The sequence below is a fragment of the Burkholderia sp. BCC0398 genome (assembly GCF_902833245.1).
GTDB classification, from domain to species: domain Bacteria; phylum Pseudomonadota; class Gammaproteobacteria; order Burkholderiales; family Burkholderiaceae; genus Burkholderia; species Burkholderia sola.
On sequence record NZ_CADFEM010000018.1, the window covers coordinates 35,693 to 62,394 of the forward strand.

The window sequence follows — 26,702 nt, forward strand, 5'->3', positions numbered from 1 at the left end:
GCCGCCCCGCTCTTGACAATCTCTAAAAGTTACGGCAGGCGGGTGTTGCGCATGCACCACAAAGTTGAAGCGATCTTGGGGTGGGGAGGATTTTTTTTCGTAGGAAGGGAACGATATGGCAAAATGCCAACGCACTGAAAGTTAGACGCTGCTCGAAGTCTACACAGAGCGGTGCCGCGTTTTTTGTGCCGCACCAATGTTATACTTCGAGCAATGTATGACTTGTCACCGTCAACAGGCTCGCAGTAAACCTGCGGTAATCTCAATTTCGAGAGGAGAAATATGAATAAACTTTCAAAGCTCGCGTTCATTGCAGCTACCGCAGTTATGGCTGCATCCGCTTCGGCACAGTCGGTGCCGGCGTCGCGTCAAGCCGTCAATGACAACTGGGTGAACGGCACGGGCGAATGGGTGTGGATGAACGGCACGAACGAGCTCTGCTGGCGCGATGCGTTCTGGACGCCGGCCACCGCCAACGCGAAGTGCGATGGCGCACTGGTCGCCCAGGCACCGCAGCCGCCGGTCGCTCCGGTCGCTCCGGCCATCACGAGCCAGAAGATCACGTATCAAGCTGACGCACTGTTCGACTTCGACAAGGCAACGCTCAAGCCGCTGGGCAAGCAAAAGCTGGACGAACTGTCGTCGAAGATCCAGGGCATGAACACGGAAGTGGTCGTCGCAACGGGCTACACGGACCGCATCGGTTCGGACAAGTACAACGACCGTCTGTCGCTGCGCCGCGCGCAAGCCGTGAAGTCGTACCTGGTCAGCAAGGGTGTGCCGGCCAACAAGATCTACACGGAAGGCAAGGGCAAGCGCAACCCGGTTACGACCGGCTGCAACCAGAAGAACCGCAAGCAACTCATCGCCTGCCTCGCACCGGACCGCCGCGTGGAAGTCGAAGTGGTCGGTACGCAAGAAGTCCAGAAGACGACCGTTCCGGCAAACTAAGCCGCGGTTTTCGACTGCTTCAAAGCCCCGCTCCGGCGGGGCTTTTTCATTGACGCCCGTCCAGGCGCTCGCTGGCCTCGCCGTCCGCCCGCTTATATACTCGGGGCTGACGCACCGACGCACCGCCCTCCTCTCGTAGCCCGTTTGCCGACATGACCAACGCCGATCCGCACGAACTCCAGAAATTCAGCGACCTCGCCCATCGGTGGTGGGACCCGAATGCCGAATTCAAACCGCTGCACGACCTGAACCCGGTACGGCTCGGCTGGATCGACGCGCATGCGCACCTGGCCGGCAAGCGCGTGCTCGACATCGGCTGCGGCGGCGGCATCCTGTCCGAATCGATGGCCGGACTCGGCGCACAGGTGAAAGGCATCGACCTGTCGACCGAAGCGCTTGGCGTGGCCGATCTGCACAGTCTCGAAAGCGGCATTTCGGTCGATTACGAGGCGATCGCCGCCGAAGCGATCGCCGCGCGCGAACCGAGCAGCTACGACGTCGTCACGTGCATGGAGATGCTCGAGCACGTGCCGTCGCCCGCCGATATCGTGGCCGCGTGCGCGACGCTCGTGAAGCCGGGCGGCTGGGTATTCTTCTCGACGCTGAACCGCAACCTGAAGTCCTACCTGTTCGCGGTGATCGGCGCGGAATACATCGCACAAATGCTGCCGAAGGGCACGCACGATTACGCGCGCTTCATCCGCCCGTCGGAACTGGCCGGCTTCGTGCGCGCGACGGATCTGCACATCGCCGAGATCAAGGGCATCACGTATCACCCGATCGGCAAGCGCTTCGCGCTGTCGAACGACACCGACATCAACTACCTCGTCGCATGCCGACGCGGCGCATGACCTTTTGACCGGCATGACGACTCCCCTTTCGACCGCGCGGATCGCAGACGAACCGCGCCTGCTGCACTGCGATGCGGTCCTGTTCGATCTGGACGGCACGCTCGCCGACACGGCGCCCGATCTCGCGGCAGCCGTCAACAAGATGCAGCGCGCGCGCAGCCTGCCCGAAACGTCGCTCGACGTGCTGCGGCCGCTGGCCTCGGCCGGCGCACGCGGCCTGCTCGGCGGCGCGTTCGGCATCGATCCGCACACGGCCGGCTACGAAGCGATGCGCGACGAGTTCCTGGCCAACTACGCAGCCGACCTCTGCGTGCATACGACGCTGTTCCCCGGCATCGGCGACGTGCTCGACGAACTCGATGCGCGCGGCGTACGCTGGGGCATCGTCACGAACAAGGCGATGCGGCTCACCGCGCCGCTCGTCGAGCTGCTCGGCCTCGCGCCGCGCGCCGCCTGCATCGTCGGGGGCGACACTACGCCGCATCCGAAACCGCATCCGGCCCCGCTGCTGCATGCGGCCGACCAGTTGACGCTCGCGCCCGAGCGTATCGTCTACGTCGGCGACGACCTGCGCGACATTCAGGCCGGCAGCGCCGCCGGCATGGCCACCGTCGCAGCCGCATACGGCTATTGCGGCGACGGCGTCGCGCCGGCCGACTGGCAGGCCCAGCACCTCGTCGATACGACGCAGGAACTGCGGGACCTGCTGCGCGATGTTGGGCTATAATGATCGATCTTATCCGCGGGGGCGACCTGGTTTCGACAGGGGTTGTGAAGCGGCTAGGGCATGTCGAGGACCCGTCACCTCGTTAATCAATGGGAAAATCGTAACTGCAAACGACGATACGTTCGCACTGGCAGCCTAAGGGCCGCCGTCCTCTGCCTAGTTCACTGACGGGCTAGTGTCGCAAGACCGGTAGCAATACCGCCAGAGGTCATTTACGTCAGTTAAGCCCTGTCGGCGTCGCGACGCCAGGGTCGAAAATCTAGCGAATCGCCGTAGTGCAGCGTGTTCGTCCGCGTCGCTGCGGTTAAATCAAAAGACTGGACTAAACATGTAGAACTAGTCGTGGAGCGCTTCTGGACGCGGGTTCGATTCCCGCCGCCTCCACCAAATTCCGCGCTCGTCGCACGAACCCCGCATGACGCCAGTCTGCGGGGTTTTTTGTTGCCGGCGTAACGCGTACGCCCCACGCCTTCCCTTCCCTTCCGAAAAAGCGCCCAGCCACGGACGGGCCGGGCGGAATGCCGCCGGTGTTCGGCGGCCGGAGGTGACGGATGTTTCTCCCGCGCCCGCGCCATCGTCGATTGCGCCGGGTGGCGGCCGGCCCGGTGGTCAGGCTTCGGGCAGCGCGCGACGCATCGCCGCGCCGGGGCCCGCGCCGCCCATACCGGGCGAGGTGCCGCTTAGCTGCCGCGATACAGCGACTTCATTTCCTCCGCGCTGGCCGGGCGCACACCCATTGCGCGCGAACCCGACGCCGATGCGCCCTGCGCCTGCGCACCGTAGCCGCCGGCGTCGGCGCCTCGAGCCTGTGCGAGCGCACTGCGCTGCTGCTCCGCGACACGCGCCGTTGCGGCCTGGATCGCTTCCGGATAATGCGGGTCCTCGCCGCGGGCGGTGTTGTAACCGGCCTGCTGGAGTTGAACCAGTTCGGCACGGACCTGCGCACGGGTGATCGTCGAACCCGACTGGGCGAACGACACGACCGGAGCAACGAGAGCAGCGGCAACGACAACGGCTTGAACGAGCGACTTCATGATGACCTACCTCCAGATTTGTCTGATTCGGCGGTGAACACCTTGATCAGCGCCGACAAACCGAAGTTTATGTAGGTGGATGCTTAAGAATAAGGCAGGTTTGAGGAAGACATCCTTCCTGATTTACGGGTTAACCCTTAATCACTGTCGGCGCGGCCCATGCGGGCGAACGGCCGCTTCGTCCATCCCGCATTACATGAACGCTCGCCAGAAAGCATGAGCCCCGCGAAGCGACGGGCTTCGCGGGGCTCGAATCAAGCGAGATCGGGGTGGAACGTACGCAGCTCCGTCAGTGGATCACGCTGCGGCGCAGAAGAGGCGCCCCCCGCTCGGGCGCCGACACGCTGCCTGCCCGTTACCGGGTATCCATCGGGCACTTCAGGTTGCAGCCGTTCGGGTCGCCCAGGTCACCCTTGCGGCGCAATGCCGACTTCTTGCCGCTCTGATATTTCTCCGACGGCGCCGACGCCGCGAACGGCATCTGCGGATGTTCGTTCAGGCGGAACTGTTCGCTCAGGATGCCGCCGGGCACACCCGGGGAATTCTGCGCGAACGCAAACGGCGAAGCGACGACCAGCAGCCCCGCGGTCAACGCTGCCGCGGCAAGGGGAACGGAAAATTTCATGTCGGGATGACGCCTGAACGGCGTGCTTGTTGGAACGTTGATCGAGCGGCAAGCGTAGCGCAAATCCCCCGCTGCTGCAGCGCGATTCGATCGCCGCCGCGTTACCGGGAATTGCCGTCCGGCGCGCGCGCGCCGTCGCCGCCGGCCAGCCCGGTCGCGATGTGTTCCAGCGCGCCGCACGCGGCCGGATCGTAGCCGTCGAGATGCGCGACGCGCTCGACGAAGCGTGCGTCGCGCAGCAGCGCCAGCACATCGGCCAGCGGCCGCACATCGAGCCGCGCGCGTTCGCAGGCGAAGTAATAATCCTCGTCGACGACCGGGATGAAGTCGAGCCCGAAATGACGGGCGGCCGGCTCGACGCCGAAACCGAGATCGGCCATGCCGCTCGCGACGAACGCCGCGATCGCCGAATGCGTGAGTTCGGCCGACGCATAGCCGTCGATGCGCTCCGGATCGATGCCGATCGCGCGCAACGCGAGATCGAGCAGCATGCGCGTGCCAGACCCCGGCTGCCGGTTGACGAAGCGGATGTCGTTGCGTGCCAGATCCGCGAGCCCGCGGACCTGCTTCGGGTTGCCGCGGGGAACGAACAATCCCTGCTGGCGGCGCGTCAGGTGAATCAGCACGTGGCGCGTGTCGTCGAGCCACGGCCGGTAGATTTGCGCGCACTGCGCGCGAAACGCGCCGCGCGGCAAATGGAAGCCGGCGAGGTCGCATTCGCCGCGCGCGAGCGCCTGCACGGCCTCGACGCTCTCGCGGTATTTGATGTCGACGGCCGCCTGCGCATCGACGAGCGCGGAGACGAGCGTCGCCACCGCGTACCCGTGCGACGCATGAATGCGCACGGCCCCGTCGCGCTGCGCGAGCCGGCGGTTCAGTTCGCTGGCCACCTCGGCCGCCAGCGTGCGCAGGTTCCCGTCGAGGCGGCTGCGCGCGAGGCGCTGCGCATCGACGACCGCCTGCCCGAGCGCCGACAGCGTCGACCCCTTGCCGCGCGCGGTCTCGATCAGCGCGCCGCCGACGCACAACTCCAGCGCGCGCAGCATGCCCCACGCGTGCCGGTACGACAGCCCCTTGGCTTGCGCAGCCTGAGCGATGCTGCCCGTCCCGGCCACGAGTTCCAGCAGCGGCGCGACGTCGGACAGGCTGGCCGACCGGCCTTCGGTGTCGCGCACGGTCAGATACGCGTCGCATTCGATTCGAATCAATTATGCACTCCGATTTCCTATTGCGACCGCGAAATCTTCCGCTTATCGTTGGTGAAAATCAATCAGAACGAAGTCACGCTGCGCACTATATGAATTCCGAGCGCATATGAGACTTTGGAGGAGCATAACCGATGTCCCCGAATTCCCCTGCGCCCGACGCGCTCGTCGAGCGCCACGCGCGCGCCGGCCGGTCGCTCGTCGCGATCCTGCACGCGATCCAGGACGACGCGGGCTACGTGCCTTCGGGCTGCGTCGCGCCGCTCGCCAAAGCGCTGAACCTGTCGCGCGCGGAAGTGCACGGCGTCCTGACCTACTACCACCATTTCCGCACCGCGCCGCCCGCGCGCGTGACGATCCAGATGTGCCGCGCCGAAGCGTGCCGCAGCATGGGCTGCGAAACGCTCGCCGCCCACGCGGAAGCCCGCACGGGCTGCCGGTTCGACGCCGCGCACGGCGACGGGGCCGCGGGCCACACGCCGGACGACGTCGCGCTCGAATCGGTCTACTGCCTCGGACTGTGCGCGCAATCGCCGTCGATGACGGTCAATGGCGTGCTCCACGCCAAGGTCACGCCGGAGAAGTTCGACGCGCTGCTGGCCGACGCGGTCGCCCACACGCCGGAGGCCGCATGACGACCCGCATCTATGTTCCGCGCGATTCGTCCGCGCTGGCGCTCGGCGCCGACGCGCTCGCCGCCGCGATCGCGGCCGAAGCCGAACGGCGCGGCGTCGCGATCGAACTGGTCCGCAACGGCTCGCGCGGGCTGCTGTGGCTCGAGCCGCTCGTCGAGGTCGGGACGGCCGCGGGCCGCGTCGGCTATGCGAACCTGTCGGCCGCCGACGTGCCGGCCCTGTTCGACGCCGACTGGCTCGATGGCGGCGCGCATCCGAGCGGTGTCGGCCTCGTCGACGCGCTGCCGTATCTCGCCCGCCAGCAACGACTCACGTTTGCGCGGATCGGCCTGACCGATCCGCTGTCGATCGACGACTACCTGAAACACGAAGGCCTCGCCGGCCTGAAGAACGCACTGGCGCTCGACGGCGACGCCGCATGCGAAACGCTGATCGAGTCGGGGCTGCGCGGCCGCGGCGGCGCGGCGTTCCCGGCCGGCATCAAGTGGCGTACCGTGCGGCAAGCCCGCGCCGCGCAAAAATACATCGTCTGCAACGCGGACGAAGGCGACTCGGGCACGTTCTCCGACCGCCTGCTGATGGAATGCGATCCGTACTGCCTGATCGAAGGGATGATCATCGCGGGCGTCGCCACCGGCGCGACGGTCGGCTACATCTACGTGCGCAGCGAATACCCGCACGCGATCGCGACGCTCGAAGCCGCGATCGTCCGCGCACGCGAAGCCGGCTGGCTCGGCGAGCACGTGCTGGGCTCCGCGCATGCGTTCGAGCTGCACGTCGCGAAAGGCGCGGGCTCGTACGTGTGCGGCGAGGAAACGGCGCTGCTCGAATCGCTCGAGGGCAAGCGCGGCGTCGTGCGCGCGAAGCCGCCGCTGCCCGCGCTCGCGGGCCTGTTCGGCCAGCCGACCGTGATCAACAACGTGATCACGCTCGCGACGGCGCCCGTGATCTTCGCGCGCGGCGCCGCGTTCTATCGCGACTACGGGATGGGCCGCTCGCGCGGCACGCTGCCGTTCCAGCTGGCGGGCAACATCCGTCACGGCGGCCTCGTCGAGCTCGCGTTCGGCGTCACGCTGCGCGAGCTGCTGTTCGACTTCGGCGGCGGCACGGCCAGCGGCCGGCCGGCCCGCGCCGCGCAGGTCGGCGGCCCGCTCGGCACCTACCTGCCCGATCACCAGTGGGACGTGCCGCTCGACTACGAGGCGTACACGGCGATCGGCGCGGTGGTCGGCCACGGCGGCATCGTGCTGCACGACGACACGTCGAATCTCGCCGAGCTGGCCGAATACGCGATGAAGTTCTGCGCGATCGAATCGTGCGGCAAGTGCACGCCGTGCCGGATCGGTTCGACGCGCGGCGTCGAGACGATCGCGCGGATCCGCGACGGCGACACGTCGGAGCGGCAAATCACGCTGTTGCGCGACCTGTGCGACACGATGCTCGCCGGTTCGCTGTGCGCGATGGGCGGCATGACGCCGTACCCGGTGCTGTCCGCACTCGACCATTTCCCCGAAGATTTCGGGCTCGCTGCCGGCAAGGATGCCGCGTCGGGCCCGGTCAAGGCTGCGGCCTGACCCAGAAGGAGCCCTGCATGTCCCTCGACACGAACAACGTCCGCCAAGGCGGCTGCGGCTCGGGCCAATGCGCGTGCAAGAGCGCCGCCCAGGCGCACGCACGCGATCCGCACGACGAGACCGACTACGGCACGCCGCAACGGTACGCCGATACCGACGTCACGCTCGAAATCGACGGCCAGCCGGTCACGGTGCCGGCCGGCACATCGGTGATGCGCGCGGCGATCGAAGCCGGCGTCAACGTCCCGAAGCTGTGCGCGACCGATTCGCTCGAGCCGTTCGGCTCGTGCCGGCTGTGCCTCGTCGAGATCGAAGGCCGGCGCGGCTATCCGGCGTCGTGCACGACGCCGGCCGAAGCCGGCATGAAGGTGCGCACGCAGTCGGACCGGCTGCAGTCCCTGCGCCGCAACGTGATGGAGCTGTACATCTCCGATCACCCGCTCGACTGCCTCACCTGCCCGGCCAACGGCGACTGCGAGCTGCAGGACATGGCCGGCGTGGTCGGGCTGCGCGAAGTGCGCTACGGCTTCGATGGCGCCAATCACCTGAAGGACACGAAGGACGAATCGAATCCGTACTTCACGTACGATCCGTCGAAGTGCATCGTCTGCAACCGCTGCGTACGCGCGTGCGAGGAAACGCAGGGCACGTTCGCGCTGACGATCGCCGCGCGCGGCTTCGAATCGCGCGTCGCCGCCGGCGAAAGCGAATCGTTCATGGCGTCGGAATGCGTGTCGTGCGGCGCGTGCGTCGCCGCCTGCCCGACGGCCACGCTGCAGGAAAAATCCGTCGTGCAGCTCGGGCAGGCCGAGCACTCGGTCGTCACGACCTGCGCGTATTGCGGCGTCGGCTGCTCGTTCAAGGCCGAGATGAAGGGCACGCAGGTCGTGCGCATGACGCCGCACAAGAACGGTCTCGCGAACGAAGGCCACGCGTGCGTGAAGGGACGCTTCGCGTGGGGCTATGCGACGCACAAGGACCGCATCACGAAGCCGATGATCCGCGAGAAGATCACCGACCCGTGGCGCGAAGTGAGCTGGGACGAAGCCCTCACCTACGCGGCGACGCAATTCCGCAAGCTGCAGCAGAAGTACGGCCGCGATTCGATCGGCGGGATCACGTCGTCGCGCTGCACGAACGAGGAAACCTATCTCGTGCAGAAGCTCGTGCGTGCGGCGTTCGGCAACAACAACGTCGATACCTGCGCCCGCGTGTGCCACTCGCCGACCGGCTATGGCCTCAAGACGACGCTCGGAGAATCGGCCGGCACGCAGACGTTCGCATCGGTCGGCCAGGCCGACGTGATCGTCGTGATGGGCGCGAACCCGACCGACGGCCATCCGGTGTTCGGCTCGCGGCTGAAGCGGCGCGTGCGCGAAGGCGCGAAGCTGATCGTGATCGACCCGCGCCGCATCGACGTCGTCGACGGCCCGCACGTGAAGGCCACGCATCATCTGCAGCTGCGCCCCGGCACCAACGTCGCGATCGTCAACGCACTGGCGCACGTGATCGTCACCGAAGGGCTGGTGGCCGACGCCTTCGTCGCCGAGCGCTGCGACACGCGCGCGTTCGAGCAATGGCGCGACTTCGTCGCGCAGGCGGACAATTCGCCCGAGGCGACCGCGGACGTGACGGGCGTGCCGGCCGAGCTGGTGCGCGAGGCCGCACGCCTGTACGCGACGGGCGGCAACGCCGCGATCTATTACGGCCTGGGCGTGACCGAACACGCGCAGGGATCGACGACGGTGATGGGCATCGCGAACCTCGCGATGGCGACCGGCAACGTCGGCCGCGAAGGCGTCGGCGTCAATCCGCTGCGCGGCCAGAACAACGTGCAGGGTTCGTGCGACATGGGCTCGTTCCCGCACGAACTGCCCGGCTACCGGCACATCAGCGACGAGGTCGTGCGCACGCAGTTCGAACAGGCGTGGTCGGCCACGCTGCAGCCGGAGCCGGGGCTGCGCATCCCGAACATGTTCGACGCGGCACTCGACGGCAGCTTCAAGGGGCTTTACTGCCAGGGCGAGGACATCGTCCAGTCGGACCCGAACACGCAGCACGTCGCGGCCGCGCTGTCGGCGATGGAATGCATCGTCGTGCAGGACATCTTCCTGAACGAAACCGCGAAATACGCGCACGTGCTGCTGCCGGGCTCGACGTTCCTCGAAAAGGACGGCACGTTCACGAACGCGGAGCGCCGGATCTCGCGCGTGCGCAAGGTGATGCCGCCGCTCGCGGGCTACGCGGACTGGGAAGTCACGCTGCTGCTGTCGCAGGCGCTCGGCTACGACATGCACTACACGCATCCGTCGGAAATCATGGACGAGATCGCGCGGCTCACGCCGACCTTCTCGGGCGTGTCGTACGAGAAGCTCGACGCGCTCGGCAGCATCCAGTGGCCGTGCAACGAACACGCGCCGGAAGGCACGCCGACCATGCACATCGACACGTTCGTGCGCGGCAAGGGGCGGTTCGTGATCACCAAGTTCATTCCGACGCCGGAGAAGGTCACACAGCGCTATCCGCTGATCCTGACGACGGGCCGCATCCTGTCGCAATACAACGTCGGCGCGCAGACGCGCCGGACCGAAAACGTCCGGTGGCACGAAGAGGATCGCCTCGAGATCCATCCGCACGACGCGGAGGACCGCGGGATCCGCACCGGCGACTGGGTCGGCATCGAATCGCGCGCGGGGCAGACGGTGCTGCGCGCGCTGGTGTCCGAGCGCATGCAGCCGGGCGTCGTGTACACGACGTTCCACTTCCCCGAATCGGGGGCGAACGTGATCACGACGGACAGCTCCGACTGGGCGACGAACTGCCCGGAATACAAGGTGACGGCCGTGCAGGTGCTGCCGGTGGCGCAACCGTCCGACTGGCAACAAGCGTATGCGCGCTTCAACTCGGAGCAGCTCGATTTGCTCGAGCGCCGCGCCGCCGAGCCGGCCGCCGCGACGACGGGCAAGTGAGGCAACCATGGACCACGACCACCTGATCGACATGGCCAACCAGATCGGCGCGTTCTTCGAATCGATGCCCGATCGCGACGAAGCGCTGGCCGGCATCGCCGAGCATATCCGGCGCTTCTGGGAGCCGCGGATGCGTCGCGCGTTGCTCGCCGCGCTCGACGATCCGTCGAGTGAAGCCGGACAGCGCGCGGCGCCGATCGTGCGCGATGCGATCGCCGCGCATCGCGCGTCGCTCGTCCCTGCCGCGGCGCCCGCCTGAGCGCGCGGCTACGCGGATACCGACATGCCCGCGAACCAGCTTTCGCAGTGGCGCAGCAGCGCGTTCGCGTCGGTCGCCGTGCGCCCGCGCGCGGCGACATAGCCGTCCGGCCGCAGCAGATAGAACGACGGCCGCGAGCGGCCGTATTCCTGCGCGAGCCCCGCGGCGCCGTCGCCTTCGGCATCGGCGACGCGCCACACGCGCACCGCTTCCGGCATGATCCGTTCGAGCCCCTGCACGAGCGCCTGCGCATCGGCCGGGATCGGCGGCACCTCGCCGGCGTCGGTATTCGCCGGCTCTTCCAGCAGCAACAGCGTGAAACTCGCCGGATCGTGAAGATCGTATAGCCGCGCCGTGCCGGGCGCGCGACCGAGCGGCCCGTCGAGCACGTGCACGAGCGCGTCGGGTGCGCGCTCGCCCGCGCGCGGACCGCCGTCGAGCACGCGCTCGAGCGTGAGCGGACTCTTCCGGTACTGCACGCCGAGCTCGCTGACCGTGCGCCTGAGCGCGTCGCGCATCGGCCCGAACGATGCCAGCAGCGGCACGACGTGATCGCGCAGCAGCTTCATCGCGCCGCGCTCGGCTTCGACCACCTGCGTGACGAAACCGGTCTGCCGCAACACGTCGCGCTCGATCGGATGGCGCTCCGCGTGATACGTGTCGAGCAACCGCTCGGGCGCACCGGCGCGCAGCACGCGCGCGAGCTTCCAGCCGAGGTTGAACGCCTCCTGGATGCCGGTGTTCATGCCCTGCGCGCCGGCCGGGCTGTGAACGTGCGCGGCGTCGCCCGCGAAAAACACGCGGCCGTGACGCAGCCGGTCGACCATCCGGCTGTGGAGATGGAAATACGACGACCACGCGAGATCGCTTGGCGAGATCGATGCGCCGACGCGCGCGCGGATGATCGCGTCGCATTCGTCGAGCGACGGCGTCGAGTCGGGCGACGCGCCGCTGCCGGGCGGCCGGTCCGCGACGAGCCGGTAACGGCCGCCGCCCATCGGAAACAGGCCCGCGATGCCCGCGGGCGTCGTGAACAGGTGGATCTCCTCGTCGGACCAGTCGGGTATCGCCGCGAAATCGGCCAGCAGGAAAGTCTGTTCGAACGCATGTCCGGTAAAGCCCAGGCCGAGCAGGTGCCTGACCGTGCTGTGCGCGCCGTCGGCGGCGATCAGGTACGACGGCGCGAACGACTCGTCGCGGCCGTCGGCGCGGCGCAGCGTCACGTCGAGCGACGTAGCGCCCGTGTCGCACGCGGTCAGCGCCGTACCGCGTTCGACGGTCACCCCCATTCCGGCCAGGTGCTCGGCGAGCAGCCGCTCGGTGACGCTCTGGTCGAGAAACATCAGATACGGATAGCGCGTTTGCAGCGGATCGAAATCGAGTCGCGCGATCACGCGGCCGTCGGCATGCAGCTCGGCCGCATGCGCGCGATGGCCGAGCGCGAGAAACGGTTCGACCGCGCGATGCTGCTCCAGCAGTTCGAGCGTGCGCGCCTGGATGCCGATCGCACGCGAAAACGGCGCCGGTGCGGCGAGACGATCGATGATGCGCACCGGCACGCGAGTCCGCGCGAGGCTCATCGCCGCGGCAAGGCCGGTCGGCCCCGCGCCGACGATCAGCACGGGCGGGATATCGGATAGTGTGTCAGCCATGGAGACCTCGATGACACGCGACCCTGCCAGTCTACGCCGCTCCGCGTGACGGGGCCATATGCCGACCGGCCGATGCGCGGCCTCGCCGCGCGGTGTGGGAAAATACGCGCTTTCCGCCCCTTTTCGCGTCATGGATTCCGCATTCGACCGGGCGTACGCCGCACATCGCGCGGGCCGCCTCGCCGAGGCCGAGCACGGCTATCGCCACGCACTCGCCTCCAACCCTGCCAACGCCGACGCGCTGCACCTGTTCGGCGTGCTGCGGCACCAGCAGGGCCAGCATGCCGAGGCAGCCGACCTCGTCGGCCGCGCCGTCGCGCTGCGTCCGGACGATGCCGCGCTGCAGCTCAATCTCGGCAACGCGCTGAAAGCGCTGGGCCGGCTCGACGAAGCGATCGACCGCTTCCGCAACGCGCTGACGCTCGCGCCCGAATTCCCGCTCGCGCACTACAACCTCGGCAACGCGTATGCGGCGCTGCAGCGTCACGACGATGCGATCGACGCGTTCGGCCGTGCGCTGCGGCTCACGCCCGACGACGCATCGATCCACAACAATCTCGGCAACGCGCTGAACGCGCTCGGCCGCCACGACGACGCGCTCGCCGCGTTCGGTCGCGCGCTCGAGCTGCGGCCCGGCCATGCGGGCGCGCACAACAACCTCGCGATGGCGCTGAGCGCGATGGGTCGCGCCGACGATGCGATCGCGCACTTCCAGGCTGCGATCGCCGCGCAGCCGCGGTTCGTCGCCGCGCATTTCAATCTCGGCAACACGTTCGATGCGGTCGGCCGGCATGCCGAGGCGGCCGCGGCGTTCGAAGCCGCGCTCGCACTGCACCCGCCGTTTCCGCTCGCGCTGTTCGGGCTCGCGAACGCACTCTGCGCGCAGGCGCGCCACCGCGACGCGCTGCCCTACTACGAGCGCGCCGTCGGGCTCGATCCGTCGTTCGGGCTCGCGTGGCTGAATCTCGGCAACGCACATCACGCGCTCGGCGCGCACGAGATGGCGCTGCGCGCATTCGACCAGGCGCTGCGCGTCGCGCCCGATCTCACGCTCGCGCGGCTGCATCGCGCGGTCACGCTGCTGACGCTGCGCGACTTCACGCGCGGCCTGCCCGCGTACGAAGCGCGTCACGAGACGCCCGGCGCGACGCCGCTCGGCGCGCTGCCGCGCTGGCAAGGCGAGCCGATTACGTCGCGCACGCTGCTGATCCGCGCGGAACAGGGGTTCGGCGACACGCTGCAGTTCGTCCGCTTCGTGCCGCAGGTGCGCGCACGCTGCGCGCGCGTCGTGCTCGAAGTCCAGCCGGAACTCGTCGCGCTGCTGACGCCGGCCGCCGCGCGCTGGCGCGTGACGCTCGTCCCGCAAGGCGCCGCGAAGCCGCCGGCCGCGGACGTCGCCTGCACGCTGATGAGCCTGCCGTTCCTGCTCGGGCTTCGGCCGGAGGACATTGTCGGCTCGCGCTACCTCGATGCACCCGACGGCGCCCGGCGGCGCTTTCGCGGCTCGCTCGGCGGGCAGTCGAAGCGCAAGTTCGGCCTCGCGTGGTCGGGGCGCCGACAGGCGCAGGAAAACCGCTCGATGCCGTTCGATGCGCTCGCGCCGCTGCTCGCGCTGCCGGACATCGACTGGATCGTGCTGCAGCCCGCGCTCGACGACGACGAACGCGCGCGCGTCGATGCGCATCCGCGCGTGCATCGTCTCGACGGCCGGCTGAACGACTTTGCCGATACGGCCGCGCTGGTCGAGCGCCTCGACGGCGTCGTCACGATCGACACGGCGGTCGCGCACCTCGCGGGCGCGCTCGGCAAGCCGCTGTGGGTCATGCTGCCGTTCGCTCCCGACTGGCGCTGGTTCACCGGCGACGACTGCCCGTGGTATGCGCGCGCCAGCATCGCGCGCCAGCCTGCGCCGGGCGCGTGGCCCGACGTGGCGGCCACGGTGGCCGACATGCTGCGCGAAGCATGACCGCAAACGAACAAGGGAGCGCATTGCGCTCCCTTGTTCAAGGTGATCCGCGGCCGACGTCGCGCACTATGCCGGCCGCCGTCAGGCCGACTTGTACTGGTTGCGCGCGTCGGACGTGCGGTACAGCACGAGCGTCGCGATCAAGCCGCAGATCGCGGCCACACTCAGCCACAGCCCCGGCGCCGCCTTGTTGCCGGTCTGGTGGATCAGCAGCGTCGAGATCGCCGGCGTGAAGCCGCCGATCGTCGTGGCCAGGCTGTACGCGAGCGAGAAACCGGCCGTCCGCACGTCGGCCGGCATCACTTCGGTGAGCGCGACGACCATCGCCCCGTTGTACGACGCGTACAGGAACGACAGCCACAGCTCGACCGCGAGCAGCCGCAGGAACGACGGATCGCCGACGAGCCAGCGCACGGCCGGGTAAGCCGACAGCAGCGTCAGCACGGTGAACGCGATCAGCACCGGGCGGCGGCCGATACGGTCGGACAGCGCACCGGACAGCGGCAGCCACACGAGATTCGAGATCCCGACGCAGACGGTCACGACGAGTGCATCGAGCGACGACAGATGCAGCACTTCCTTGCCGAACGTCGGCGTGTACGCGGTAATCATGTAGAACGACACCGTCGTCATGATCACCATCCCCATGCCGGCCACCACGACACCCCAGTTGTCGAGCATCGAGCGCATGATCTCGCCCATCGTCGGGCGGTGGCGCTTCGCGAGGAATTCGTCGGTCTCCTTCAGCGAACGGCGGATCAGGAACAGGAACGGCACGATCAGGCAGCCGATCAGGAACGGAATGCGCCAGCCCCACGCGGTCATTTCCTCGACCGGCAGCGCGCGGTTCAGCACGACGCCGACGAACGCGGCGAACACGACGGCCACCTGCTGGCTGCCCGACTGCCACGACGTATAGAACCCCTTGTGGCCCTTCGTCGCGATCTCCGACAGGTAGACCGACACGCCGCCGAGTTCGACGCCCGCCGAGAAGCCCTGCAACAACCGGCCGAGCAGCACGAGCACCGGCGCGAGCACACCGATCGTCGCATAGCCCGGTATCGCGGCCACCGCGAGCGTGCCGATCGCCATCAGCCCGAGCGTCAGGATCAGCCCCTTGCGGCGGCCGTGATGGTCGATATACGCGCCGAGCACGATCGCGCCGACCGGTCGCATCAGGAAGCCCGCGCCGAATACCGACAGCGACAGCATCAGCGACGCGAACGCGTTGCCGCTCGGAAAGTACGTTTTCGCGATGGCCGACGCGTAATACCCGTAGACCATGAAGTCGTACATTTCCAGGAAGTTGCCGCTGACGACCCGGAAGACGGTGCGGACTTTCGATTCCTGCGCGATCGCAGGCGACGCTGTGGACATGGTTTCTCGCTCAGCTCGGATGGCGCGAATACCGCGCCGCATGGATCCGGCGACGCGCGCCGCGCCGGGTCGGGCCGACGCGCACGGGCATCGCTGCCCGCCGGCGGCACGGCGCGTAACGGCGCGCCGCCGGCATGATCCGCGAATCATGCCACGGCAACCCGACATTTGCCTTGTAGCGCCCCTGTCACCGACGTCGCGATGTCCGCCTCGTACAAGTCGCCCCGAAGCGGACACAAGAATCAGATCGATCTGATCGACCGACCTTCGCCGGCTGACCACAATGTCACGATTTGCGACGACATTTTCACGCCGCGCCGGCACGGATGCTCGTGTCGCACGACGCCCCTGCCATGATCCCATCGCCCCTCGTCCCGGTCGAAGGCGCGCTCGCCCGCCCTCGCGCCACCCCGCTCGACCACGTCCCGCCGTTCGGCCGCGAATGGCGATTTCGCGGCGCACCCGGCGCAGCGCCTGGCAGGAACTGCCTCGCGACGCTGACGACGTCCTGCATCGATGTCGACCGACCGCACCGCGAGTGCCGATGGCAGCCGCTATCCGTGGCGGCGTCGCTGCCGGCTTCGGCCGGGCTGCCTGTCCCGTCGACAGTTGTCCCGGGCCGGCGCTTGCGCCATTCCGCGCGCCACGCTCGCGACCGGCGCGCGATGTACGTCGTCTGCTGGAGCATCGGCGCGCTCGGCATCATCGGCTGGCTGATCGGCACGTACGACCGGCCCGCGGGTTCCGGTCCCGCGTACGCGATCCAGGCGGCCGGCAGTACGCCCGATCACGCCGCGACATCGACCGGTACGATACGTATCGCGGCGGCGCAACCGGATACGTCGACGCATGCGATGCCGCAGCACAAGGTGGCGACGCCTGTCGCGAACACGGTCGAATCGCCGCCAGCCAAGCATCGCGTCGCGCTTCGACCCGCAACGCTTCACCCGCAAGCGACGGCCGACGTGCGGCATGCCGCCCCTGCTTCGCCACGTCGGGCAACCGGCCAGCGCACGGCAAACGCCCCGACCCGTACGCCGGTCGTGCCGCGGCTCGCCGCACATCAGCCGCTCCAGCGTGCGCCGCTCCAGCGCGACGCGGCCAACACCGGCACACGCGATCGACTCGCTCGGCCGCTGCGCACGGCAGATACGCGCGATACACGCGACTCGTTCGACGATCCGGCCACGTTGATCGCAATGGCGAACACGCTGCGCGCCGCGCAGCCGGCCCGGCCGGCGTCGACTGGACGTCGCACCTGTCGCACCGCCGCGTGACCGACGTGCCGGACGCGTTCGCGCATTGACGCCCGCGCAATAAAAAACCCGGCGAAGATCGCTTCGCCGGGTTTTCGCTCGTCTCGTTTCGTCCGCTCGACGACACGTTACTTGTGCACGGGCAGCCCCGTCTCGGTCTGCTTCTCGAGTTGCCGCACCTGCTCCTGCAAATCGCGCAACTGCAACTGCGCCGCCCGCTTCTCGACCTGCAGCGCCTGCGCCTGCTCCTGCGCCGATTTCTGCCGCTGCGCGACTTCGGCCTGCTGGCTGCGCGCGACGCTCAGATCGGCCTGCAACTGCTGCGCACGATTCGCCTGCAGCGCGATCACGCGTTCGAAAAATGCCTTCTGCGCCTGCAGCTCGGTCCGGCGGATCTCGATCTCGGCGAGCTGCGCCGTCTGCTGGACGAAATTCGCGTACACCATCTCCGCGCGCGTCTTTTCCTGCGAACGAATCACGCGCCACAGGTTCTTGTCCTGGAACAGCGCGACGTAATACGTCATCTCGCGCGGATCGAACATCAGGCTCGCACCGTAGCTGCCGTTGTACGTCGTGCGCATCTCGACGATCCGGCCGTCGTGCAGCATCTGCGTCAGCTCGGCGACGTTGCCTTGCACGGCGGCCTCCGTCGCGGCCGACGCCGCCGGCGCCGGCGCCGCGCCGCCGCTCAGGCTCGTGACCGCCGGACGCGTACCGGCGACGGGTGCGGTCGCGTCGGTAGACCAGGCCGTGCCCGCTTGCGCGCAGGCAGCCAGCGCAACGATCCACGTTGCGCATCGTGCAGGGGAGAAATTTCGGAAAGCCAACGTCAGACTCCGGCGAACGAATCGGAACTGGCGATTATCGTGCAAAACGAAACGGCCGCATCTCGAATTAATCGGGATGCGGCCGGCCTTCGTTCAGCACGGAAAATACGGCGTGCTACAGACGCGTTTCGCGCGCCGCGCGCAGAAACGCGTCGAGCAGCGGCGTGCAGTCGAGCAGTTCGGAACCGCCCGCGCGATGGAACTCCGGATGCCACTGCACGCCGACGACGAACGGCGAACGGCGATGGCGAATGCCTTCGATGATCCCGTCGCCGGCCGACACGGCCTCGATGTTCAGATCGCGGCCGAGATCGCGGATCGCCTGGTGGTGAATCGAGTTGACGATCGCTTCGCTGCGCCCCGGGAACATGCTCGCGAGCGTCGACGAATCGGGAAAGCGGATCGCGTGACGATGCTGGTCGTAATGCTCGCTCACGTGCGCGTGCGCGGTCGGCACGTCGGTCGCGATGTCCTGGTACAGCGAGCCGCCGAACGCGACGTTGATCAGCTGGCAGCCGCGACATACGCCGAGCACGGGTTTGCCGGACTCGACGAATTCGTGCAGCAGTTCGAGCTCGTACATGTCGCGCACGCGATCGCCCGGCCATTCGGGACGCGCATCCGACGCCGCATAGGTTTGCGGCGACACGTCGGCGCCGCCTTGCAGCAGCAGGCCGTCGAGATGCTTCGCGTAATCGCGCAGGCGGATGTTGCTCGGATGGATCATGCCTTGATGGCCGACGGTCGGAATCATGAACACGAGCACGTCGCGCGACATCACCCAGTGGGCGATCGATTCCTCGAGATACTGCAGCGTCTTGCCGCGCAGCCCCTTCGCGCCCGGCTCCGGATGGAAGATCCGCGCCGACACGCCGATGCGCAGCGTGCGCTGCGTGATGCGCTGGCCGGCGCGGTCGAACAGCCGCCGCGCACGCGCCGCGACGATCCGGCCGAACACCGACCACGGCGTGTCGCTCTGCTTCAGATAGGCGGGCGGCGCATTCTGCGCGCTCGCGGGCGGCGGCCGCGGCGTGTCGAAATCGGGCGGCGCGCCGAATCCGGGCGGCGGTGCGCCTGGCTTCAGCGGCGCGGGCGCGGCCGCGCCATCGCCGACGGCGCCTGCCGCACCGGGCGCACCGGGTTCGGATGCAGCCGTGACGGGCGACGCGCCGTCATCGGCGACATGCTCCGCGGCGGCCTGCGTGGCCGGCGCATCGGGCGTTTTCGCCGGATCGGGACGGGGGGAATCGGAAGAAGCGGAAGAGGTGCCGGGCAGACCGGCCGGGGAAGGCGTGTTTTCGCTCATGACGATAGTCTGATGCGTCGCTCGCGCGTAGGGATAGACGAGGATTCATTATGCTTCAGTGCACGATCGCGCGGCAAACCTGCAACATCCTGTCGATATTGTTGCAAGTCGGCGGCCACGCACGCCGCAGAACGACGCCGCTCGCGCGTCGGCACCGATTGCCCGGCCTCGCTGGCGCTGGACACTACTGATATATCACAATAATATCCAGCGATCGTCCACGCTTTCCGAGCCTCCGCGCCATGATCGCGCCCCTCCCGGCCGCCGCGCCGCCACCGGCATGAGTACCGTGACCGACCTCACCCGCGACCGGGCCGCCGCGTCGCCAGCCAGCCTCGCCGACCGCGCGTACGCGCTGATCCAGCGCGACATCATCACGATGCGCCTGAAGCCGGGCGCCGCGCTGAACGAAGCCGACCTCGTCGCACGCACGGGCATCGGCCGCACGCCGGTGCATCAGGCCGTGCATCGGCTCGTGCTCGAAGGGCTGCTGTCCGTGATGCCGCGCAAGGGCCTGATGGTGCAGCCGCTGTCGCTCGACGACATCGTCGCGGTGATCGACGTGCGGCGCGTCAACGAAGCGCACTGCGCCGAACTCGCCGCGCGCCATGCGACCCCCGACGATCTCGCGCGCCTGGCCACGCTGCTCGACGACGGGCAGGCCTGCGTCGACATGCACGACGTCGAGGGCATGATGGAGCTCGACCGCGCGTTTCATCAGACGATCGCCGCGGCCGCGCGCAATGCGGTCCTCGCCGACATCCTGCGCGCGCTGCACGAGCGCTCGCTGCGCTTCTGGTTCGTCACGCTGTCCGAACCGCACCATCTCGCCGACGTCCAGCACGAGCACCGCGCGCTGTTCGACCGGCTGTCCGCGCGCGACGCCGCCGGTGCGCGCGCGGCCGTCGAAAACCATATCGATTCGTTCCGCTCCACGCTTCTTCAACATCTTCGCCCCTGAGCCGCCATGACCACTTTCACGCCCTTCCCCCCGCTCGCCCAGCTCGCCGCCGACCTCGCCGCCGGCCGGACCACGAGCCGCGTGCTCGTCGACACCGCGCTCGACCGGATCGCCGATCCGTCGGGCCAGGGCGCCGTCGTCTTCACCGAAGTCGATGCCGACAACGCCCGCGCGGCCGCCGACGCGCACGACCGGCTGCGCGCCGCGGGCACGGTGCTGTCGCCGCTCGCGGGCATTCCGGTGTCGGTCAAGGACCTGTTCGACGTCGCGGGCCAGGTCACGCGCGCGGGTTCGCGGGTGCTCGACGGCGCGCCGGCCGCGCACACCGATGCGGTCGCCGTCGCGCGGCTCAAGCGCGCGGGCGCGGTGCTGGTCGGCCGCACCAACATGAGCGAGTTCGCGTTTTCCGGGCTCGGGCTGAATCCACACTTCGGCCACCCGCGCTCGCCGTATCACCGCGACGTGCCGGGCGATGCGCGGATTTCGGGCGGCTCGTCGTCGGGGGCGGCCGCGTCGGTCGCCGACGGGATGGCCGCCGTCGCGCTCGGCACCGACACCGGCGGCTCGATCCGCATTCCGGCCGCACTATGCGGGCTGACGGGCTTCAAGCCGACCGCGAGCCGGATCCCGACGCAAGGCGGCGTGCCGCTGTCGACGACGCTCGACTCGTTCGGCCCGATCGGCCTGACGGTCGCGTGCTGCGCGCTGGTCGACCGGATGCTCGCGGGGCTCGAGCCGCACGTACCGGCCGCGCGGCCGCTCGAAGGCGTGCGGCTCGGCGTGCTGACGAACTACGTGACGGACGGCGTCGATGCCGACGTCGCGGCCGCGCTCGACACCGCGCTCAAGCATCTCGAAGCGGCCGGAGCGATCGTCACCGACGTGCGCTTCCCCGCGCTCGACCGGCTGCCGGAGATCAACCGTTTCGGCTTCTCGCCGATCGAGGCGTACGCGTGGCACCGTCCGCTGCTCGCGAAGCATCGCGACCAGTACGACCCGCGCGTGCTGACGCGGATCCTGAAGGGCGAACCCGCGAGCGCGGCCGACTATCTCGACCTGCTGGCCGCGCGCGCCGCGATGCTCGACGAAGCCGCGCACACGGTCTGGTCGCGCTTCGATGCGCTCGTCGCGCCGACGGTGCCGGTCGTGCCGCCGCGCATCGCCGAACTCGAAACCGACGACGACACGTTCACGCGCACCAACGCGCTGATCCTGCGCAACCCGAGCGCGTTCAACTTCCTCGACGCGTGCGGGCTGTCGCTGCCGTGCCATCCGCGCGACGCGGCGCCGGTCGGTCTGATGCTCGCGGCGGCGCCGCATCGCGACGACGCGCTGCTTGCGATCGGTCAATCGGTCGAGGCCGTACTGAACACGATCCGCTGACCGCGCCGGCCGATCGCAAGCCGATGGCGAGCCGATCGCCGGCGGCCCGCGCGCGGTGCGGCAGGTTGCCGCACGCGCGCTGTCAGTTTCGTGCCAGATCATTCGCGCTAAAATCGCGCGATTGTTTTCCGGACCGACCGACGAGGAATCCCGCCGACATGAACGACTACACGCTTGCCCTCCGCCGCGAACGCCGCCTGCTGATGCTGCTCGGATGGGTGTGCATCGCCCTGCTGGCCGGCGCGCTGTACCTGCAGTACGTGAAGAACGAAGACCCGTGCCCGCTGTGCATCATCCAGCGCTACTTCTTCTGCGCGATCGGGATCTTCGCGTTCCTGGCTGCCGGGATCCGCAACTGGCGCGGCGTCTGGGTGCTCGAACTGCTGATCGCGATCGCCGCGGCCGGCGGTGTCGGCACGGCCGCGCGGCACCTGTCGATCCAGATGAATCCGGGCTTCAGCTGCGGCTTCGACACGCTGCAGCCGATCGTCGACAGCCTGCCGCCCGCGCAGTGGTTCCCCGGCATGTTCAAGGTCGCCGGGCTGTGCGAGACCGTCTACCCGCCGATCCTGGGCATCCTGCTGCCCGGCTGGGCGCTGATCGGCTTCGCCGCGATCCTGATTGCGGTCGTCGCGAGCCTCTGGCGCCATCGCCGCAAGCTCGCGGGTTGACCCACCGGCCGCGGTGCCGGCCCATCGCATGCGCGGCCCGACCGAATGGGCCGCGCGCCGCCGGCGAGTCGTCACCCGGCTGCGGCCTGCGCCGGCCTTGCCCGGTCGCCGCGTATAAACACCTATCCCGCCGCCGCCCGGCGTTCCGGGCTGGCGCGCGTCGCGCGATCGCCGCGCCCCCGCCCCGCCCCACATGCGTTTCGGCCCGATGTACATGCATCGGTCCCCCGATTCCGCGCGGCGGGCCTATGATCGACATGATCGCCGCCTGATAGCCCGGATCACCGCCCGGCCATGTTCCCGCCGCGTGGCGGTGCTATCTTCGGGGCTGGATGGCGATCTACGTGCGCGAGGCCAGGCGGTCTCACCGCTGCCTGCGTAACGCGCGCCCGATCCGCAATGTCGACTGGATTCATCATGACAACGCAAACCATCCGCATCCGTCACCCTCATGGCGTCCGCGCGTCCGGCGGCGCCGGTCGCGCACGCCGTCGGTCCGCGGCCGCCGCACGGCATCGGCCGTGCAGCCGGCCAGCCCCGCTCCTGTCCGCCCTCGTTGCCGCCGCGCCCGCCAGAGCGCGCCGCGCGTCGTGCGGCGTCGTCCCGAACGGAGCGTGCTGATGGAAGCCTGGCTCGGCGATCTGCAGCAACTGCTCGCGCACGGCGAAGCGGCCGTGCTCGTGACGGTCGCGCATACCGACGGCTCCGCGCCGCGCGAGGCCGGCACCAAGATGCTCGTCACGCGCGACACGGCCCGCCATACGATCGGCGGCGGTCATCTGGAATGGAAGGCGATCGAGATCGCGCGGCACCTGCTGAAGGACGGCGCGCACGTGCCGCACGCGCGCCGGCTCGAGCGGCTCGCGCTCGGCCCGAGCCTCGGCCAGTGCTGCGGCGGCGCCGTGGTGCTCGCGTTCGAGCGGCTCGACGTCGGCGACCTCGGCTGGATCATGTCGCTCGCGAAGCGCGTCGCGGCCGGCGCCGCGACCGTGCGTAGCGTATCATTCGGCCCCTCGCCGGGCGCGCCGCTGTTGAGCGAGCCCGAATCGGAAGCCGCGCGCGCCGACTGCCTGCTGTGGGAAACCGGCGGCGTATCGCTGATGACCGAAACGATCGCGCCGTATGCGTTCCCCGTCATGCTGTTCGGCGCGGGGCACATCGGCACCGCGCTCGTGAAGGTGCTGGCGACGCTGCCGTGCCACGTGCGCTGGATCGACCGGCCCGACGCGGCGTTCCCGCCGGCCGACGCGCTCGCCGGCATCGGCAATCTCGCGATCGACGCGGCCGCTTCCCCGGCGGACGCGGTCGACGCGGCGCCGCCGCAGTCCTACTTCGTCGTGATGACGCATGACCACGCACTCGATTTCGTGCTGGCCGAGCGCATCCTGCGACGCGGCGACTATGCGTACTTCGGGATGACCGGCTCGCATACGAAACGCGCGCAGTTCGATCACCGCCTCGCCGCGATCGGCATCGACCCGGCCCAGGTCGCGCGGATGCGCTGCCCGATCGGCGTCGAAGGCATCATCGACAAGGCGCCCGAAGTAATCGCGATCTCGGTGGCCGCGCAGTTGCTGCAGGCCGTCGAGGCGAATGCGTCCGCACAGGCTTCCCCTACCTACTGACCGACCAAAAACGACGCCATGACCCCGACATTCAAGAACAAGATCGCCCGCGCGCCGAAAGCGGAGCTGCACATTCATATCGAAGGCTCGCTCGAGCCCGAACTGATTTTCGCGCTCGCGCAGCGCAACGGCGTGAAGCTCGCGTACGACTCGATCGACGCGCTGCGCGCCGCGTACGCGTTCACCGACCTGCAGTCGTTCCTCGACATCTACTACGCCGGCGCGAGCGTGCTGCTCACCGAGCAGGATTTCTACGACATGACGGCCGCGTACTGCGAGCGCGCGCTCGCCGACAACGTCGTCCACACCGAACTGTTCTTCGACCCGCAGACGCACACCGAGCGCGGCGTGCCGATCGAGACGGTCGTCGCGGGCATCGAGCGCGCGCTCGCCGATGCCGAGCCCCGCGGGCTGTCGAGCAAATTGATCCTGTGCTTCCTGCGCCATCTGTCCGAAGAGGACGCGCTCGCGACGTTCGAATCCGCGTTGCCGCTGTTCGAGCGCTATCGCCACCGGCTGATCGGCGTGGGCCTCGATTCGTCCGAGCTCGGCCATCCGCCGACGAAGTTCGCCCGGGTGTTCGAGAAGGCACGCGCGCTCGGGCTGAAGCTCGTCGCGCACGCGGGCGAGGAAGGCCCGCCCGCCTACATCTACGAAGCGCTCGACGTGCTGAAGGTCGACCGGATCGACCACGGCGTGCGCAGCATCGAGGATGCGGCGCTCGTCGAGCGGCTCGCGAAAACGCGCACGGCGCTCACCGTGTGCCCGCTGTCGAACCTGAAGCTGTGCGTGTTCGACGACATGGCGAAGCACACGCTGAAGGCGCTGCTCGACCGCGGCGTGGCGGTGACGATCAACTCCGACGATCCGGCCTATTTCGGCGGCTACGTCAACGAAAACTACTTCGCGACGGCCGAAGGGCTGCAACTCACGGATGCCGAAGTCCATGCGGTGATCCGCAACGGCTTCGAGGCGTCGTTCATCGAACCGGCGCAGCGCGACGCACTGTACGCGCGCCTCGACGCGCACTGGCAGGCCGCGTGACGGCCCGCATCGAGGCACGCTAGACAGATGAAACACGGCAACGGCATCCGCTTCGCGATTCCCTGTTCGGCCTTGCGCCGGGCTGGTGGCGTGCGTGCAAGCCGGGCGACGGCGCGGTGCATCGCCGCCCGGCCGCACCGGCCGTCGCGGCTTGCCGTGCCGGTCGCCGTCGTAACGGATGCGGGCGTAACGGATGTGCGCGCAACGGCCGCGAGGTGCGCCCGCAACCACTCGCGGGCGGCTTCGGCCGCCACGTTCGCCCGCGCCATCGCGTGCGGCCGTGCCGCACATCACGGGCGGCCGCCGCTCGCGAAGCACCGTGCCGCCCCGTGCGGCGCCGATCGTTTTCTTCTGTTCGCCTTACCTTGATGCAGGACCCTTCGTCATGACGCAAACCGCTTTCCGTTCCCAACTGCTGACCTTCAACGGCGACCCCGCGCAATCGAGCCAGGCCGCGAACTACGAGACCGACGGGCTCCTGATCGTCGACGACGGCAAGGTCGTCACGGCCGGCCCGTATGCGTCGCTCGCCGCGACGCTCGCGCGCGATGCAGTGGTCCACGATCTGCGCGACAAGCTGATCGTGCCCGGCTTCATCGACACGCACATCCACTATCCGCAGACGGACATGATCGCGTCGCCGGCGCCCGGCCTGCTGCCGTGGCTGGACAAGTACACGTTCCCGACCGAGCGCCAGTTCGGCGACCCCGAGCATGCGCGCGAAGTCGCCGACTTCTTCGTCGACGAACTGCTCGCGTGCGGCACGACGAGCGCGCTCGTCTACTGCACGGTGCACAAGCAATCGGCCGATGCGCTGTTCGCGGCGAGCGACGCGCGCGACCTGCGGATGATCGCGGGCAAGGTGCTGATGGACCGCAACTGCCCCGAATTCCTGCGCGACACCGCGCAGTCGGGCTATGACGACAGCGCCGAGCTGATCGGCCGCTGGCACGGCAACGGCCGCCAGATGTACGCGCTCACGCCGCGCTTCGCGCCGACGTCGACCGAGGCGCAGCTCGAGGCATGCGGCGAACTCGCGCGCCGCCATCCGGACGTGTTCGTGCAAAGCCACGTCGCGGAAAACGTCGACGAGGTGAAATGGGTGGCGGAGCTGTTCCCGGGCCACCGCAGCTATCTCGACATCTACGACCGCTACGGGCTGCTGCGGCCGCGCGCGGTGTACGGCCACTGCATTCATCTCGACGACGAGGATCGCCGCCGGATGGCCGAGACGCGCACCGTCGTCGCGCACTGCCCGACGTCGAACTTCTTCCTCGGCAGCGGGCTGTTCGATTTCGACAAGGCCGGCGAATACGACGTGCCGGTCACGCTCGCGACCGACGTCGGCGGCGGCACGTCGTTCTCGATGCTGCAGACGATGAATGAGGCGCACAAGGTCGCGCGGCTGTCGGGCCATCACCTGACCGCCACGCGGATGTTCTGGCTCGCGACGGCCGGCGCCGCGCAGGCGCTCGACCTCGCCGACACGGTCGGCACGCTCAAGCCGCGCACCGAGGCCGACTTCGTCGTGCTCGATCCGCGGGCGACGCCGCTGCTCGCGCGCCGCACGCAGCACGCGGATTCGCTCGAGGAACTGCTGTTCGCGTTCGCGCTGCTCGGCGACGACCGCGCGGTGTACCGTACCTATGCGGCCGGCGCACTCGTGCACCAACGCGGCGCCGCGCGCCCCCCGGCCGCCGCGTAACGCCCCGCGAGGCCCCGTTCCGGCATGCGCGGCAGCTTCGCCGTCGTGCATGCGCCGGACATCGAAGCCGCTCCAGCGCGCCGCACGGCGGCCCCGGCC

Annotated in this window: 23 protein-coding genes and 1 other RNA gene; 17 read left to right on the top strand and 7 right to left on the bottom strand. The window is 68.8% G+C overall.

From position 1 onward, the window contains the following. Window positions 1–282 precede the first annotated feature (282 nt). The 4 genes from ompA to ssrA all read left to right on the top strand — a co-directional run bounded on the left by ompA (window position 283) and on the right by ssrA (window position 2,916). Window positions 283–951, top strand: a complete 669-nt coding sequence (gene ompA, locus HWX76_RS30755; protein ID WP_050011546.1) for an outer membrane protein OmpA — start codon at window positions 283–285, stop codon at window positions 949–951. A 152-nt stretch (window positions 952–1,103) separates the two neighbouring features. After that, a complete protein-coding gene (ubiG, locus tag HWX76_RS30760; protein ID WP_050011547.1) occupies window positions 1,104–1,802 on the top strand; it encodes a bifunctional 2-polyprenyl-6-hydroxyphenol methylase/3-demethylubiquinol 3-O-methyltransferase UbiG in 699 nt (232 codons plus the stop codon). A 13-nt stretch (window positions 1,803–1,815) separates the two neighbouring features. Then, the gene (gph, locus tag HWX76_RS30765) at window positions 1,816–2,529 is read left to right on the top strand and encodes a phosphoglycolate phosphatase (protein ID WP_050011548.1); all 714 of its coding nucleotides are present in this window, start codon (window positions 1,816–1,818) and stop codon (window positions 2,527–2,529) included. A gap of 17 nt (window positions 2,530–2,546) precedes the next feature. Further along, window positions 2,547–2,916: a transfer-messenger RNA gene (ssrA, locus tag HWX76_RS30770) on the top strand. Between the two features lie 293 nt (window positions 2,917–3,209). Here ssrA and HWX76_RS30775 read toward each other — a convergent pair. From HWX76_RS30775 to HWX76_RS30785, 3 genes are all read right to left on the bottom strand, one after another. Then, entirely contained in the window at window positions 3,210–3,563 is a 354-nt protein-coding gene (locus HWX76_RS30775; RefSeq protein WP_050011549.1) for a DUF4148 domain-containing protein, read from the bottom strand. A 355-nt stretch (window positions 3,564–3,918) separates the two neighbouring features. After that, a complete protein-coding gene (locus HWX76_RS30780) occupies window positions 3,919–4,188 on the bottom strand; it encodes a hypothetical protein (RefSeq protein WP_050011550.1) in 270 nt (89 codons plus the stop codon). A 101-nt stretch (window positions 4,189–4,289) separates the two neighbouring features. After that, window positions 4,290–5,396 (bottom strand): substrate-binding domain-containing protein, encoded by a 1,107-nt coding sequence (locus HWX76_RS30785; protein WP_124629891.1) that lies wholly within the window; start codon window positions 5,394–5,396, stop codon window positions 4,290–4,292. Window positions 5,397–5,527: 131 nt separating this feature from the next. Here HWX76_RS30785 and HWX76_RS30790 point away from each other — a divergent pair, with 131 nt between their 5' ends. From HWX76_RS30790 to HWX76_RS30805, 4 genes are read left to right on the top strand one after another with little or no spacing between them, the layout of a single operon-like run. Continuing rightward, window positions 5,528–6,028: an NAD(P)H-dependent oxidoreductase subunit E gene (locus HWX76_RS30790; protein WP_089488256.1), complete on the top strand. Its 501-nt coding sequence runs from the start codon at window positions 5,528–5,530 to the stop codon at window positions 6,026–6,028. Further along, window positions 6,025–7,602 (top strand): formate dehydrogenase beta subunit, encoded by a 1,578-nt coding sequence (locus tag HWX76_RS30795; RefSeq protein WP_124595023.1) that lies wholly within the window; start codon window positions 6,025–6,027, stop codon window positions 7,600–7,602. The genes HWX76_RS30790 and HWX76_RS30795 overlap by 4 nt, the downstream gene beginning before the upstream one ends. Window positions 7,603–7,619: 17 nt before the next feature. Further along, on the top strand, window positions 7,620–10,571 hold the full coding sequence (gene fdhF / locus HWX76_RS30800; RefSeq protein WP_050011554.1) for a formate dehydrogenase subunit alpha: 2,952 nt from the start codon (window positions 7,620–7,622) through the stop codon (window positions 10,569–10,571). 7 nt (window positions 10,572–10,578) lie between these two features. Then, complete coding sequence (locus HWX76_RS30805; protein WP_050011555.1) at window positions 10,579–10,830, top strand: formate dehydrogenase subunit delta; 252 nt, start codon at window positions 10,579–10,581, stop codon at window positions 10,828–10,830. 8 nt (window positions 10,831–10,838) lie between these two features. On the opposite strand, the gene HWX76_RS30810 is transcribed toward HWX76_RS30805, so the two are convergent. Next, on the bottom strand, window positions 10,839–12,482 hold the full coding sequence (locus HWX76_RS30810; protein ID WP_176016837.1) for an FAD-dependent monooxygenase: 1,644 nt from the start codon (window positions 12,480–12,482) through the stop codon (window positions 10,839–10,841). Window positions 12,483–12,540: 58 nt separating this feature from the next. Between HWX76_RS30810 and HWX76_RS30815 the strand changes: the two genes are divergently transcribed. After that, on the top strand, window positions 12,541–14,448 hold the full coding sequence (locus HWX76_RS30815; protein ID WP_176016838.1) for a tetratricopeptide repeat protein: 1,908 nt from the start codon (window positions 12,541–12,543) through the stop codon (window positions 14,446–14,448). Window positions 14,449–14,529: 81 nt separating this feature from the next. On the opposite strand, the gene HWX76_RS30820 is transcribed toward HWX76_RS30815, so the two are convergent. Then, on the bottom strand, window positions 14,530–15,825 hold the full coding sequence (locus HWX76_RS30820; protein WP_050011558.1) for an MFS transporter: 1,296 nt from the start codon (window positions 15,823–15,825) through the stop codon (window positions 14,530–14,532). Between the two features lie 353 nt (window positions 15,826–16,178). Between HWX76_RS30820 and HWX76_RS30825 the strand changes: the two genes are divergently transcribed. Next, window positions 16,179–17,102 carry a hypothetical protein gene (locus HWX76_RS30825; RefSeq protein ID WP_244138040.1) on the top strand — a complete coding sequence of 308 codons (924 nt, stop codon included), beginning with the start codon at window positions 16,179–16,181 and terminating at the stop codon, window positions 17,100–17,102. A 107-nt stretch (window positions 17,103–17,209) separates the two neighbouring features. Here the strand turns inward: HWX76_RS30825 and HWX76_RS30830 are convergent, their stop codons facing one another. Together HWX76_RS30830 and HWX76_RS30835 are read right to left on the bottom strand one after the other, a co-directional pair. Then, window positions 17,210–17,908 carry a DUF2968 domain-containing protein gene (locus HWX76_RS30830; protein ID WP_176016839.1) on the bottom strand — a complete coding sequence of 233 codons (699 nt, stop codon included), beginning with the start codon at window positions 17,906–17,908 and terminating at the stop codon, window positions 17,210–17,212. A 115-nt stretch (window positions 17,909–18,023) separates the two neighbouring features. Continuing rightward, window positions 18,024–19,214, bottom strand: a complete 1,191-nt coding sequence (locus tag HWX76_RS30835; RefSeq protein WP_050011561.1) for a type 1 glutamine amidotransferase — start codon at window positions 19,212–19,214, stop codon at window positions 18,024–18,026. Window positions 19,215–19,494: 280 nt separating this feature from the next. On the opposite strand from HWX76_RS30835, the gene HWX76_RS30840 reads away from it, so the two are divergent. The 7 genes from HWX76_RS30840 to guaD all read left to right on the top strand — a co-directional run bounded on the left by HWX76_RS30840 (window position 19,495) and on the right by guaD (window position 26,603). Next, on the top strand, window positions 19,495–20,175 hold the full coding sequence (locus HWX76_RS30840; protein ID WP_124629887.1) for a GntR family transcriptional regulator: 681 nt from the start codon (window positions 19,495–19,497) through the stop codon (window positions 20,173–20,175). Window positions 20,176–20,181: 6 nt separating this feature from the next. Then, on the top strand, window positions 20,182–21,558 hold the full coding sequence (locus tag HWX76_RS30845) for an amidase (protein WP_124629886.1): 1,377 nt from the start codon (window positions 20,182–20,184) through the stop codon (window positions 21,556–21,558). A gap of 158 nt (window positions 21,559–21,716) precedes the next feature. Then, window positions 21,717–22,229, top strand: coding sequence for a disulfide bond formation protein B (locus HWX76_RS30850; protein ID WP_050011565.1), 513 nt, complete (start codon window positions 21,717–21,719; stop codon window positions 22,227–22,229). Between the two features lie 620 nt (window positions 22,230–22,849). Continuing rightward, window positions 22,850–23,854 carry a xanthine dehydrogenase accessory protein XdhC gene (gene xdhC, locus HWX76_RS30855; RefSeq protein WP_124556046.1) on the top strand — a complete coding sequence of 335 codons (1,005 nt, stop codon included), beginning with the start codon at window positions 22,850–22,852 and terminating at the stop codon, window positions 23,852–23,854. Window positions 23,855–23,872: 18 nt separating this feature from the next. Next, window positions 23,873–24,898, top strand: a complete 1,026-nt coding sequence (locus tag HWX76_RS30860) for an adenosine deaminase (protein WP_050011568.1) — start codon at window positions 23,873–23,875, stop codon at window positions 24,896–24,898. A gap of 27 nt (window positions 24,899–24,925) precedes the next feature. Then, window positions 24,926–25,267, top strand: coding sequence for a hypothetical protein (locus tag HWX76_RS30865; protein WP_235356138.1), 342 nt, complete (start codon window positions 24,926–24,928; stop codon window positions 25,265–25,267). 16 nt (window positions 25,268–25,283) lie between these two features. Continuing rightward, window positions 25,284–26,603, top strand: a complete 1,320-nt coding sequence (gene guaD, locus HWX76_RS30870; RefSeq protein ID WP_176016840.1) for a guanine deaminase — start codon at window positions 25,284–25,286, stop codon at window positions 26,601–26,603. Window positions 26,604–26,702: the final 99 nt, after the last annotated feature.